Genomic DNA, 13,773 nt, shown 5'->3' on the forward strand with positions numbered 1-13,773 from the left:
TGAGGATGGAGGGAAGGAACGTGTCCTACAGGTATCCCCTGGATCTGCAGCTGTTTGGCGGAGAAAAAACCGAAAAAGCGACCCCGAAAAAGCGGCAGGATACCCGGAAAAAGGGCCAGGTCGCCAAAAGCCAGGATTTAACCGGCGCGGTCGTTCTGCTGGCTTCCTTTTTCAGCCTTCTCATGTTCGGCTCATCGTTCAAGGAGCGGCTTGTCGGACTGTTCAAGGACATTTTTCTGAACCGCCTGACCATGGATTTGTCGATTAACAACGTCATGAGCCTCGCCGTGGAATACGGCATCGACATTTTGCTGCTGCTGGCGCCGGTGTTTCTTACCGTCGTCGTCATGGCGCTCGCCGCCAATTTGATGCAGGTCGGTTTCATGCTGACGGGGGAATCGCTGAAGCCCAAATTCAGCAAGCTGGACCCGATCAAGGGGTTTAAAAATATATTCTCGGTCCGTTCTCTGGTCGAGTTCGCGAAATCGATCTTAAAGCTGGTGATCATCGGCTTTCTCGTTTATCAAACGCTTAGAGGAGCTATCGCGGATATCGGCAAGCTGTCCGAGGTTAATATTGAGAAGACGTTTCATTTTGTGGCCAGTTTGACGATGAAGCTCGGCCTAAAAATAGGGGCCGCCCTGTTTGTGATGGCCGCACTGGATTTTTTGTATCAAAAGTATGAGTTCGAGAAAAGTATTCGGATGTCGAAACAGGACATTAAAGATGAATATAAAAAAATGGAGGGGGATCCGCTGATCAAGGGGAAGATCAGGGAGCGGCAGCGCCGGATGGCGATGCAGCGGATGATGCAGGAAGTGCCGAAGGCCGACGTCGTCATCACGAACCCGACCCACTTCGCGGTGGCCCTGAAGTACGAGGGCTCGAACATGGATGCCCCGCAAATCGTAGCCAAAGGGCAGGATTTTGTGGCTCTGCGGATCAAGGAGATCGCCAAGGAAAACGGCGTGATTACGATGGAAAACAAGCCGCTGGCCCGTGCGCTGTTTCAAAGGGCGGAGATCGGGGACTCGATTCCCGCCGATTTGTTTCAAGCCGTGGCTGAAGTACTGGCTTATGTATATAAATTAAAAGGCAAAGTGAGATAAGGGATCGGAGGTAAGGAAGCTTTGAAATTAAAAGAGATAACGATACTGACCGGCGTCATCGGCATTGTAATGATGATGATTCTTCCGATCCCGTCCTGGCTGCTCGACGTGCTGCTGGTCATTAATATTTCGCTCGCGCTCATTATTTTGCTCGTCGCGATGAATACGCAGGAAGCGCTGCAGTTTTCCATTTTCCCTTCGCTTCTGCTCATTACGACGCTGTTCCGGCTGGCGCTGAACATTTCGACGACCAAGCTTATCCTGTCCGAGGGCTTTGCCGGCGACGTCGTCAAAACGTTCGGCAGCTGGATCGCCAGAGGGGAAATCGCCGTCGGCTTTATCGTCTTTCTGATTCTGGTCGTCGTGCAGTTCATCGTCATCACGAAGGGATCGGAACGCGTGGCGGAAGTCGCCGCCCGGTTCACACTCGATGCGATGCCCGGCAAGCAGATGAGCATTGACGCCGACCTGAACGCCGGCATGATCAATGAGCAGCAGGCCAGGGAGCGGCGCCGCAAAGTGGAACGCGAAGCGGACTTTTACGGCGCGATGGACGGTGCGAGCAAGTTCGTCAAAGGGGACGCGATTGCGAGCATCATCATCCTGCTGATCAACCTGGTCGGCGGTTTTATTATCGGGATCGCCATGCGGGGCTTGTCCTTCCAGGATGCGATGTCCACCTACTCGGTATTAACTATCGGGGATGGTCTGGTCAGTCAAATTCCCGCACTCTTAATTTCAACGGCTTCCGGTTTGATCGTGACGCGTTCTTCTTCGGAAGGCAATTTGGCGAACGATCTGACCAAACAGCTGCTGTCGTACCCGAAGCTGCTGTACATTGTGGCGGCGACGATTGCCCTCCTCGGGCTGTTTACTCCGATTCATCTCATCACGACGCTTCCGCTGGCCGGGCTGCTCGCCTTTGCCGCTTACCGGATGCAGCGGAACATGGACAAAAAGCAGATCGAGGTGGAACAGCTGGAAGAGGAACAGCAGATCGAAGAGGTGCGCAGTCCGGAAAGTGTCATCAACCTGCTGCAGGTGGACCCGATCGAATTCGAATTCGGTTACGGATTGATTCCTTTGGCGGATACACAGCAGGGCGGAGATTTGCTTGACCGGATCATTATGATCCGCAGGCAGTGCGCCTTGGAGCTGGGTCTTGTGGTCCCGGTGATCCGGATCCGCGACAATATTCAACTAAAACCGAACGAATATGTCATCAAAATTAAAGGTAATACCGTCGGAAGCGGTGAATTACTATTAAATCACTACCTGGCCATGAGTCCCGGTTACGATGACGAATCGATCACGGGAATTGAAACTTTGGAACCAGCTTTCGGACTCCCGGCCTTGTGGATTGACGAAGCGACGAAGGATCGCGCGGAGCTTTCGGGCTATACGGTAGTGGATCCGCCGTCCGTCGTGGCGACCCATTTGACCGAGCTGATCAAAAAGCACGCCCACGAGCTGCTTGGACGGCAGGAGACGAAAACGCTGGTCGACAATTTGCGCGAAAATTATCCGGTTCTCGTCGACGAGCTCATTCCGTCGGTGCTGTCGATCGGAGATGTTCAGAAAGTATTGGCCAAGCTGCTTCGTGAGAAAATTTCGATTCGGGATTTGGTGTCGATCTTTGAAACGCTGGCCGATTACGGCCAATATACGAAAGATCCCGATGTGCTGACCGAGTATGTGCGGCAGGCATTATCCCGGCAAATTACGCAGCAGTTCTCAAGAGAAGGCGAGACGCTCAAGGTCATTACAGTAGGGCCAACGCTGGAGAAAAAGATTGCCGACAGCGTCCAGCAGACGGATCAGGGGAGCTATCTGGCGATGGATCCGGTATCTACCCAGACGGTGTACCAGAAGCTCAGCGAGCAGATCAACCGCCTGCTTCAATCGGGACAGCAGCCCATTTTGCTTGCCTCGCCGACCATCCGGATGTATTTGCGCCAGGTGATTGAGCGGACCATGCAGGATATTCCGGTTCTTTCTTACAGCGAGCTTGAACCCAATGTAGAAATTCAAAGTGTCGGAGTGGTGAACTTATGAGAGTAAAGCGATATGTGGTCGATACGATGCCTGAAGCTATGCTCCAAATCCGCAATGACCTGGGCAGCGATGCCGTCATTCTGAGCACGAAGGAGACCAAGCTGGGCGGCTTCCTGGGTATGTTTAAGAAGAAAAAAATCGAGGTCATCGCCGCGGTGGAAGCAGACGAACAGGCGAATACAGCAACGAAACAGCGGCAGGCCCCGGCTCCTCAAAAGGCGGCCGTCCCACAGAAGGCCGTGCCGCAGGCATACAAGAAGACCGCCGAGCTGACCCTTGCCGCAACCGGCGCCAAGGTTTCTGCAGATCAAGCCCAGCCGGAGGCCGCTCCTGCTCGTCCGGAGCGTCGGGAGGCGGAGATGACATCCGTTCAAGCCGGCGAGGCCGTGACCCAGGCGGCAGGCTATGGGGAATCAGCAGCTGCGAACGAGACGCCGCCTTCCAACGTAACGTTCCCTCTTTCGGAACGGGGGCAGAACACCGGAGCGCTCAGCCGCTCTGAACAGCCTCAGCAGGCGGGGGAAAGAGAGCCGGAGGCCAGAAACAGCGTGGAAGCCAAGCTGCTGGAAGAGCTGCAGGAAATGAAGGCGTGGATGGCCAAAATCTCCCGCCAATCGCTGATGAAGCAGCAGCTCCCGGCTGTACTGGAGAAGCTGCAGGAGCGGTTGATCCAGCAGGAGGTCGATTTCGACCTCATCGAGGAGTGGATGACCTCCTCCTTTGATCATTGGGAAGAGAGCGGCCGGACGCTTGGGGATGCAGAATTGTTTGCACATGTACGCAGCCAGGTGCTGGCGTTCCTTTCGGAGCGGTTTGGCGGAGGCATAGCCAACCGGACACGGATCGTCTATGTCGCAGGTCCTACGGGGGTCGGCAAAACGACGACCATCGCTAAGCTGGCTGCGGAACAGCTGCTGCGTTTTCACCGGAAAGTTGGCCTGATCACATCCGATACTTACCGGATATCGGCGGTAGACCAGCTTCGGACGTACGCCTCCATTCTGAATGTCCCGCTGGAGGTGGTGCAGTCGCCCGGTGATATGCAGCGGGCGTTTCAGCGCCTTCAGGACTGCGACATCATCCTGATGGACACGGCCGGCCGCAATTATCGTAACGAGCTGCTCGTTTCGGAGCTGCAAAGCCTGTTTTCCGCCATAACGGACCACAGCGAAACCTTTCTGGTGCTCAGCCTGACATCCAAGAGCCAGGATATGAAGAAGATTACAGAACACTTCAGCAAGTATGGGCTGGACAAGGTGATCTTCACCAAGCTGGATGAGACCGGAAGCTGCGGCTCCGTCTTTAACCTGATCCGGGAATACCCGCTGTACCTGTCCTACATGACCAACGGCCAGAACGTGCCTGAAGACCTTCTGCTTCTGGACAGCAAGAAGCTGTGCGGTATGCTGCTTGGAGAAGAGGCGCCATGATGGACCAGGCACAAGCATTAAGGGATTTGATCCGGCAGCGGGGATCCGGCGGGAGAGGAGCCGAAGCCGGAATGGAACCCAGGCTGACCGGAAAGGGGAAAACCGCCAAGCTGATCACCGTTACGAGCGGAAAGGGAGGCGTAGGCAAATCGAACTTTACGCTCAACTTTGCCCTTGCCCTGCAGGCGATGGGACGGAAAGTGCTGGTGTTTGACGCCGATATCGGTATGGCCAATATCGATGTACTGATGGGCATCTCGCCAAAATTCAACCTGTATCATTTACTCCAGCGTGAGAAGTCGGCGAGCGAAATCATCGAGAAAGGACCGCATTCGTTGTCTTTTATCGCCGGCGGCTCCGGGCTATCCGAGCTGTTGTCACTCTCCGAGCAGGATCTGGCTTATTTTACGGAGCAGATTGAAGGACTGGCAGACGAGATGGACTATATCATCTTCGATACCGGCGCTGGGCTGTCCAAGGAGAACCTGAATTTTATCCGTTCGGCGGATGAATGCCTGGTTGTGACCACCCCGGAGCCGACTTCAATCACCGACGCCTACGCTTTAATCAAGGTGGTCAGCGGCGCGGAACCGGGCGTTACCTTCAAGCTGATCATTAATCGGGCGGGCGATGAGAAGGAAGCGGCTCAAACCGCCGACAAAATCGCCATGGCGACCCGGCGTTTTCTGGGCGTGGAAACGACCATGCTGGGTTACATCGCCGATGACAGTCATGTTGTACAAGCCGTGAAGAAGCAGGTTCCCTTTTCCCTTGCATACCCGAACTGCGATGCAGCGAAGGATCTGCAGCGGATCGCATACCGTTACTTGCTCGTACCGGCTCCCCCGGAACCAAGTGCCTTGACAGGAATCAAAGGGTTTATGCATAAATGGCTTCGTCGTACAAAATGATTTTCTGTACTAAGGAACAGAGGTGAACAAGCGGCATGACGCCATACAAAGTCATAGTAGTGGACGACTCGGCTTTCATGCGGAAGATCGTATCCGATCTCATTGAAAAGGATCCCGCATTTCGGGTCGTTGATACGGCCGTTAACGGAAAGGAAGCCGTAGACAAAATTTTAAGCCAGCAGCCGGACCTCGTCACGATGGACGTGGAGATGCCGGTGATGAACGGACTCGAAGCGCTTACGGCCATTATGCAGGCGCATCCGCTGCCGGTAATCATGCTGTCCGGCATCAATGAGGCCGGCATGAGGGAGACGATCAAGGCGCTTGAGGCCGGAGCGTTTGATTTTATTCGCAAGCCGTCCGTAGTGCATGCGCAGCAGATCGATGACGTTCGGGATGCCCTGCTTGAGCAGATGAAGGCAGCTATGGCGGCCAAGGAACGGAGAGCGCTTTGGAAAGCGGAGGAAGAGAAGCGGAAGAACAAGCCCGCCGCGGCTGCACCGGTTTCAACGCCAGTCCTGCCAAAGCTTGGGCGGAAGCGGCCGCTCCCGGACCTGGCAAAAGAAATCGGCGTTCTTCGTAACGGGGCAGCCGCGCAGGAGAGCGCTCCCGATAAGGAGGTTGTCCTGCAGCAGCCTGACAAGCCCAAGGCAACGAAGCTTTCCAAGCCTGGAGCAGGAAAGAAACATCAGGATTCTACGAGTAGCAGGACAACACGCGAACTGACGCACCAGGTGCTGGAATCCGCTCCTTCGGCACAAGAAGCGAAAACAACCAAGCCGGCGGGAACGGATGCCGCCAAGCCCAGCCGGACAGCGGAGGGCAGGGCAGCAACCGCGTATACGCAGCTTGTTGCGGTCGGCTGCTCCACCGGCGGACCGCGGGCGCTGAAGACGCTCCTTGAGGGCATACCGGCCGACTTTCCGGCACCCGTTGTCATCGTGCAGCATATGCCGCCCAATTTTACGAAATCCCTCGCCCAGCGGCTGAATACGTTCAGCCCGCTGACCGTGGTTGAAGCCGAGCAGGGAATGGCATTGGAGCCAGGGTTCGCTTATATTGCCCCGGGCGGCTATCATACGAAGATCGTACCGGATCAGAGCCGGGGCCTAATGATCTCGCTGACGGAGGAGAGTCCGGTGGGCGGCCACCGTCCGTCGGTGGATGTCATGTTCGAATCCCTGCTTGAGCTTCCGTCCCTGAAACGCCACGTGGTGCTGATGACCGGGATGGGAAGCGACGGGGCAAAGATGATGAAGCGGCTGTACGATGCCGGGGTTACCAGCACGTTCGCGGAGAGCGAGGAGACCTGCATCGTATACGGCATGCCGCGTTCCGCAGTGGAACTTGGCTGCGTGAGTCATGTGTTACCGCTTCACAATATTGCCGCAGGGCTCGTCCAGGCTGTAGGCAACGGAAAGCAAACTTATTAGGAGGTGTCTCATAATGGACATGAATCAGTATTTATCCATGTTTATCGATGAGTCCAATGATCATCTGCAATCCTTGAATGAAAACATGCTGCTGCTCGAACAGACACCGAATGATCTCTCCATCGTCCAGATTATTTTTCGCTCGGCTCATACGCTGAAAGGGATGGCGGCTACGATGGGCTTTGAGGACCTGGCGTCGCTGACCCACCAAATGGAGAACGTGCTCGACCTGGTACGGAACGAAAAGCTGGTGATGCAGGACTTTATCTTCGACACGCTGTTTAAAGGGCTCGATGCCCTTGAGGCTATGGTGGAGGATATCACCCAGGGCGGCGAAGGGAAAGCCGACGTATCGGCCATCGTTGCCGACCTTCAGGCGATCGTTCGCGGAGAAGCCCCTTCCACCGGCAGCGCGAAGTCCGCAGGCTCCGCTCCGGCCAAGCAAGAAACCAATACCGCCATCCAGCTTGATGAATTTCAATACTCCGTTTTACAGCAGTCCATAGGGGAAGGGCACCGCGTGCTGTATATTGACGTCGCCATTCGGGACGATTGCCAGTTGAAGGCGGTCCGCGCCTATATGGTGTTTGATCTGCTGGAGAAGTCCGGCGAAGTCATTAAGTCCCATCCAACCGTGCAGGATATTGAGCAGGAAAAATTCGAAAAAAGCTTCTCACTCTACTACATAACACAAAAAGATCCTGCCGAACTCAAACAGCAAATTTTGAACGTTTCGGAGATTGACCAAGCCTCAGTAGTAGAACTCGATCACGAATCCCTGCAGCAAATGGCCGAGATGGGGGCGGCATCCGCTCAATCCGCGGCGGCTGTGGCCGAAGAAACGAAACCTGACACTGCCGCTCCGGCAGCCGCTGCGCCAGCGGCAGAGAGCAAGGATAACAAGACCGCGGCAGCAGCCAAGCCGGCCGCCAAAACCGGCGGTGCTCCGGCCCGCACGATCCGGGTTGATATCGAACGGCTCGATGTGCTGATGAATCTGTTCAGCGAGCTGCTAATCGACCGGGTACGCCTGGAACAGCTGGCTTCAGAGGTACAGAACCATGCCTTGACCGAGACCGTAGAACACATGAGCCGCGTCAGCTCCGATTTGCAAAATATCGTCCTGAAGCTGCGAATGGTCCCGGTCGATACGGTGTTCAGCCGGTTTCCGCGGATGGTCCGCGACCTGGCCAAATCACTGGATAAAAAGCTGGAGCTGGTCATTACCGGCGCAGAAACAGAGCTTGACCGGACCGTTATCGATGAGATCGGGGATCCGCTCGTTCACCTTTTGCGCAATGCGGTCGATCACGGCATCGAGTCGCCCCAGGACCGGGTTGCCGCCGGCAAACCGGAGACGGGTACCGTACACCTTCGGGCTTTCCACAGCGGGAATCACGTCTTTATCGAAATAGAAGAAGACGGGCGCGGCATCTATCGCGACAACGTCCTGAAATCCGCACTGAAGAAAGGCATCGTTACCGAGGAGGAAGCGAAGGGCATGTCGGACGAGCAGGTGCACCAGCTGCTGTTCGCGCCGGGCTTCAGCACCGCCGAAAAAATCTCCGACGTATCGGGCCGGGGAGTCGGACTGGATGTCGTGAAGGCAAAGATCACTTCGCTCGGCGGGCAGGTGACCATTTATTCGACACCGGGGAAAGGAACCAATTTCTCGGTGCAGCTGCCGCTCACCTTGTCGATCATCGCCGCGATGCTCGTGAAGATGGGATCCGAGAAATATGCCATCCCGCTCAGCTCGATCGTGGAAACCGGCATCGTCAAGAAGGAGCAAATCCGCCAGGTGCATGGCAACAAAATGGTGGATTTCCGCGGTTCGATGATCCCGCTCATTTCGCTCAGCCGCATTTTTGAAGTTCCTGACTTTAATGAAGAGGACGAAAGCGAAACCGAGATCATCGTCATCCATAAGGGAGACCGTTTGGCGGCTTTGACCGTCGACGAATTTATCGGACAAAACGAAATCGTCCTGAAAAACCTTGGCAAATATCTGCCGCAAATCAAAGGAATTTCGGGGGCAACGATTCTGGGCGACGGCCAGGTGGCCTTGATTCTGGATCCGAACGTCTTCATTAAATAGGACGGCTTGCGATAAAGGAAGGCTTGCGGCGACAGTAAAGAATTGCAAATACGCCGCATTTAAATAAGGAGGTTTAGGGCATGGGAGAAGATATCAAAGTCATTGTATTTAAGCTGGGCAGTGAAGAGTACGGAATCGAAGTCGACAAAGTCCAAACGATTGAGCGCATGCTTCCCATTACACGCGTTCCGAAGACATACACGTTCGTTAGGGGCGTCATCAACCTGCGGGGCGTCGTCATTCCGGTTATCGACCTGCGGGGACGCTTCGGCCTTCCGGAAACCGAATATACGGACCAAACCCGGATCATTATCGTGGTGGTAGGCGAAATGGAAGTGGGCTTTATCGTCGATTCGGCCAATGACGTCATCGATCTGAACAGAGACCGGATCGAGACTCCGCCGGAAGTCGTCGGAGGCATTAAAGCCAGATACCTGGACGGCGTGGCAAAAATCGGCGATGACCGTCTGCTCATCATGCTGAACTTGTCCGAAGTGCTGAAGAAGAGCGAAATCATTCAGCTGGAAAGCCTAGAGGAGTAGTTCGTGGAGGTCTTTAAGCATTTTAAGGAATTCAAAATGGATGTCCTGAAGGAAGTCGGCAATATCGGGGCGGGCAATGCGGCAACGGCGCTGTCCCGCCTGCTCGATAAGCCGGTCGATATGGCAGTTCCCAAAGTGCAGCTGCTTCCCTTTGAAGAGATTGCCGACAGGGTCGGCGGGGCCGAGCGAATCGTCATTGCTATTTTTCTGAGGGTGGAAGGCGACGCTCCAGGCAATTTGTTCTTTATTCTAAGCCCGGAAGCAGCCAAAAGCCTGCTGAAGAGGCTGGCCGGCATGCAGGTCGACCAGGACGGGATGTTCGATGAGATGGAGCAATCGGCACTCTGCGAGATCGGCAATATTTTGGCCGGTTCGTACCTGTCCTCGCTCGCCGACTTTACGAAGCTGGATTTGTCCCCGACGGTCCCTGGCCTGGCGATGGACATGGCCGGCGCCGTTCTGAGCTACGGGCTGCTCCAGTTTGGCCAAATGGGTGATGATGCGCTGCTGATCGATACGACTTTTCTCGAGGGCGATCATGAGGTGGAAGGGAAGTTCTTTCTGATCCCCGATCCGGACTCGTTCGCGAAAATTTTTCAAGCCCTGGGAGTGCCTCTAGAGAATGATTGAAGAGCAAAGCATCGTTAAAGTAGGCATGGCCGACATGAACGTCGTGCGCGATCCCGGGGTCATCCGCACGCTGGGCCTCGGATCATGCGTCGGAATTACCCTTCACGACCCTCTGCTCAAAATTGCGGGTATGGCTCATATTATGCTGCCGTCCTCAGACATTGCCCGTGAAGGGCAGCTGAATATCGCCAAATATGCGGATACCGCAGTGCCTGCTTTGCTGGAGCGGCTGGTGGCCATGGGGGCCTCGCCTTCCAGAATTGTCGCCAAGATGGCCGGAGGATCGCAAATGTTCCTGATGGCCGGTACCGGGGATACGATGAGAATCGGTCCCAGGAATGTGGAATCATGCAAAATGATGCTGTCAAATCTTCATATCCCGTTAATCGCCGAAGACACGGGCGGAAGTCACGGACGAACCATTGAACTGGATTCAGGCAGCGGAATCCTGTCCGTGCGCAGTGTACAAATGGGTATAAAGGAATTGTAGCCATGAAAGGAAATTTGTTGTTTAACCTTGTGTTTGGTGCTGTCGGATTCGTGCTGACGCTGCTGATCTCGATGGGAAACAACCTGTTTATGACCAGCTTGATCAGAGGGCTGATATCCTTTGTCATCTGGTTTCTGCTCGCCTTTTTGCTCCGCTGGGTATGGGGTGTGGTCAGCGTTCCCGAAGCGGAGCAGGAGGCAGCAGCCGAGCAGGAGCGGGGTGCCCGGTTCGATGTGACGACCCCGGATGAGAGCGATGAGTTAAATGATCTGTTGACGCCGAAGCCTGCCTCCGTTCAAGAGGATGGGGGAGGCTTTACACCACTCAATCCGCCGAAGCTGGTTTCGGCGAAAGATCCGGAAGAACTGGCGAAAGCCGTTCGACACCTGTCAGAAAAATAGGGGGTGGGGGAAATGAGCGAGCGCAAAGCTTCTCACCTGAATCATGCCGAGCTCTGGGAGCAATGGAAAGAACACGGAAATATTGAAGCAAAAAAGTCCCTGATCGAGAAACACCTCCACATTGTGGATTATGTTTCCAGCCGCCTTGCCATCGGCCTTCCAAGGAATGTTTCCAAGGATGATCTGGCCAGCAACGGCGTCATGGGGCTGATCGATGCTATTGACAAATTTGACTATAAACGCGGACTGCAGTTTGAGACCTACGCTTCTTTCCGGGTAAGGGGAGCTATTCTCGATTCTCTGCGGCAGGGGGACTGGGTGCCCCGTTCCGTCCGGGAGAAGGCCAAGCGGATCGAGGACGCCTATCAGCAGCTTGAACAGAGGCACCTGCGGACGGTGACGGACTCGGAGATGAGCGAATATTTAAACGTGTCCGAGAAAGATTTTCACCAAATGCTCCAGGAAGTTGCCGTGATGTCGCTCTGCTCTCTGGAAGACCCGATTCGCGAGGAGGAATCCGAGACACGTCTTTCCGTGATGGTCGATGACAAGGCCAAAAATCCGGATTACAAAGTCAACGAGTTTTATTTGCGGGAGTCTCTCATTAAAGGAATTGAGAAACTTACCGAGAAAGAAAGAACCGTCGTATCCCTGCTGTATTATGAGGACTTATCTTTAAGCGAAATCGCCGAAGTCATGTCTCTTTCACCTTCAAGAATATCCCAGCTTCATTCTAAGGCCATTTTGCGGCTGCGCGCAACGCTGGAGAAGCACCGGGATTTACTGATGCAAAACGATTAACCGTTGCACGAGTAGAAAGGAGGAAAACGATTGACAGCTCCAATTGCGCTTGAAACTTATTTGGATATTACCTTTTCGGAGGATAAAAGCGTCGCCTATCTGCAATTCTCCAAGCGTTCCGAGGATTTTGAGGTGACGGAGGAAGAGCTTCAGCTCTTTTTGAGGAGCCATCAAGTCCAGTTCGGCATGGACCAGGCGGTCTTGAGCCGGATTTGCAGCCATCCTCAGGAGTACATGTTTGGACGGACCGCGATTGCCTTCGGTGAGCAGCCGGTCAGCGGCAAGGACGGCCGGATTGAGTTTGCCTTCAACCTCAGAGATGACAAGGAGCATAGGCCGCTCGAGACCGAAGACGGCAGAGTGGACTATAAAGAACTGATCAGTCTTAACAATGTCATTAAGGGCCAGCTGATCGCCAAACGGATTCCGCCCGAACCTGGCAAACCGGGACTCAGCGTTACCGGGGAAATGATTCCGTTCAAGCCCGGCAAAGAAGCCTATTTTAAGGTAGGAAAAAATGTGGTGGTCGACCCGGAAAACACAGCCATGTATGCCGCCATCGACGGCCTGATCGCCACGACGGATAAAGGAAAAATCAACGTTTTTCCCGTCTATGAGGTGAATGGGGACGTGGATTACAGCGTGGGCAACATCGACTTTGTCGGTACCGTGGTCATCCGCGGGAACGTTCTGACCGGATTCCGTGTGAAAGCGGCAGGGGATATCCGGGTAGTCGGCGGTGTAGAGGGCGCGGAGCTGGAAGCGGAAGGGTCCATTGAAATTACGAGCGGGATCATCGGATACAACAAAGGTTATGTGAAAGCGGGCCAACATGTAAAAAGCTCTTTCATCCAGGACGGCAACGTCATCGCCGGGGAAGATGTCATCGTCTCGCAGAGCATCATGCACTCCAACATCCGGGCAGGAAGAAACGTACTGTGCAACGCTACCAAAGGGCTGATCGTCGGCGGCGTCATTCAGGCGGGAGAGCGGGTCATTGCCAGAACCATCGGCAACAGCATGTCCACCATGACGACGATTGAGGTGGGGGTTCTGCCCGAGCTTAGAAACGAGCTGGCCGACCTGCGGGGCAAGATCAGGCAGCTGGTGGAGGCGCAGGACAAGACGGACAAGGCATTGTATTTGTTGAATCAGCTGGCTGCTTCAGGACAGCTGCCACCCGACAAGATGGCGCTTAGGCTTAAACTGAACGCCACCAAGAAATCGAATGACCGGGAGCAGATGGAAGCGAAAGAACGTATACTGGAAATCGAGAAAACATTGGAAGATTCGGTGAGGGCCCGCGTCGACGTCGTGAAAGTGGTCTACGGAGGCTCTAAAATAGTTATCGGCAGATACACCAGATTTATTAAGGACCCGGCGGAACGGGTTTCATTTTATTACCATGATGGCGATATTACGATGGCTCCGTACATTTAATATAAAGTGCGAGTTCAAAAAGGTGTCAAAAGCGGTCTTTTTGAACAATCTCTAAAAAGAAGCAAAGTACTCTGGATACGATTCCTATCGATAAGAGGGGGAAGACGAATGAGTATGAAGGCGGTTGAAATGCAAATTGCGATCCCACGGACCAGCGAGGTCGGGAAGGTGCAAAATGAGCTCCAGCACCGGCCTGCACAGGATCAGCAGTTTTTGGCTGAACAGCAGCTTAAGAAAACGGCGGAAATGAGCAAGCGCAGCGAATCGGTGGACGAAGCGGCGGATGCCGCCGTCCGGGATGAGGGCGGACGGAACAGGCAACGGCGAAATCAAACCGCAAGCACATCGGCAGAGGAGCATGAGGACCTGCAAAATGCGCAGCACCCCTTCAAGGGACATCATCTGGATGTGTCCCTATGATGCGATGCCCCGT

Annotated in this window: 13 protein-coding genes; all 13 read left to right on the forward strand. The window is 54.5% G+C overall.

The window, feature by feature from the left end; genetic code table 11:
- Window positions 1-20: 20 nt before the first annotated feature.
- A complete protein-coding gene (gene flhB, locus MKY74_RS15450) occupies window positions 21-1,109 on the forward strand; it encodes a flagellar biosynthesis protein FlhB (RefSeq protein WP_244169195.1) in 1,089 nt (362 codons plus the stop codon).
- Between the two features lie 21 nt (window positions 1,110-1,130).
- Entirely contained in the window at window positions 1,131-3,164 is a 2,034-nt protein-coding gene (gene flhA, locus MKY74_RS15455) for a flagellar biosynthesis protein FlhA (protein ID WP_076168118.1), read from the forward strand.
- Window positions 3,161-4,594 carry a flagellar biosynthesis protein FlhF gene (flhF, locus tag MKY74_RS15460; RefSeq protein WP_076168115.1) on the forward strand — a complete coding sequence of 478 codons (1,434 nt, stop codon included), beginning with the start codon at window positions 3,161-3,163 and terminating at the stop codon, window positions 4,592-4,594. The genes flhA and flhF overlap by 4 nt, the downstream gene beginning before the upstream one ends.
- Window positions 4,591-5,505, forward strand: coding sequence for a MinD/ParA family protein (locus MKY74_RS15465; protein WP_076168113.1), 915 nt, complete (start codon window positions 4,591-4,593; stop codon window positions 5,503-5,505). Before flhF ends, MKY74_RS15465 begins: the two co-directional genes overlap by 4 nt.
- Window positions 5,506-5,540: 35 nt before the next feature.
- Window positions 5,541-6,938 carry a protein-glutamate methylesterase/protein-glutamine glutaminase gene (locus MKY74_RS15470; RefSeq protein WP_076168111.1) on the forward strand — a complete coding sequence of 466 codons (1,398 nt, stop codon included), beginning with the start codon at window positions 5,541-5,543 and terminating at the stop codon, window positions 6,936-6,938.
- Window positions 6,939-6,951: 13 nt separating this feature from the next.
- Window positions 6,952-9,036: a chemotaxis protein CheA gene (locus MKY74_RS15475; RefSeq protein ID WP_076168108.1), complete on the forward strand. Its 2,085-nt coding sequence runs from the start codon at window positions 6,952-6,954 to the stop codon at window positions 9,034-9,036.
- A gap of 80 nt (window positions 9,037-9,116) precedes the next feature.
- Window positions 9,117-9,578 (forward strand): chemotaxis protein CheW, encoded by a 462-nt coding sequence (locus tag MKY74_RS15480; protein WP_076168106.1) that lies wholly within the window; start codon window positions 9,117-9,119, stop codon window positions 9,576-9,578.
- Window positions 9,579-9,614: 36 nt separating this feature from the next.
- Entirely contained in the window at window positions 9,615-10,208 is a 594-nt protein-coding gene (locus tag MKY74_RS15485) for a chemotaxis protein CheC (RefSeq protein WP_285855177.1), read from the forward strand.
- Window positions 10,201-10,698 (forward strand): chemotaxis protein CheD, encoded by a 498-nt coding sequence (locus MKY74_RS15490; protein WP_076168100.1) that lies wholly within the window; start codon window positions 10,201-10,203, stop codon window positions 10,696-10,698. Before MKY74_RS15485 ends, MKY74_RS15490 begins: the two co-directional genes overlap by 8 nt.
- 2 nt (window positions 10,699-10,700) lie before the next feature.
- Window positions 10,701-11,099, forward strand: a complete 399-nt coding sequence (locus tag MKY74_RS15495; protein WP_076168097.1) for a hypothetical protein — start codon at window positions 10,701-10,703, stop codon at window positions 11,097-11,099.
- Between the two features lie 12 nt (window positions 11,100-11,111).
- Window positions 11,112-11,900 (forward strand): FliA/WhiG family RNA polymerase sigma factor, encoded by a 789-nt coding sequence (locus MKY74_RS15500; RefSeq protein WP_076168095.1) that lies wholly within the window; start codon window positions 11,112-11,114, stop codon window positions 11,898-11,900.
- 30 nt (window positions 11,901-11,930) lie between these two features.
- Entirely contained in the window at window positions 11,931-13,340 is a 1,410-nt protein-coding gene (locus MKY74_RS15505; protein WP_076168092.1) for a DUF342 domain-containing protein, read from the forward strand.
- 108 nt (window positions 13,341-13,448) lie between these two features.
- Complete coding sequence (locus tag MKY74_RS15510) at window positions 13,449-13,760, forward strand: hypothetical protein (RefSeq protein WP_076168090.1); 312 nt, start codon at window positions 13,449-13,451, stop codon at window positions 13,758-13,760.
- Window positions 13,761-13,773 lie beyond the last annotated feature (13 nt).

This window comes from Paenibacillus sp. FSL R5-0378 (assembly GCF_038009285.1).
In the GTDB taxonomy this organism is placed as follows: Bacteria; Bacillota; Bacilli; order Paenibacillales; family Paenibacillaceae; genus Paenibacillus_AQ; species Paenibacillus_AQ favisporus.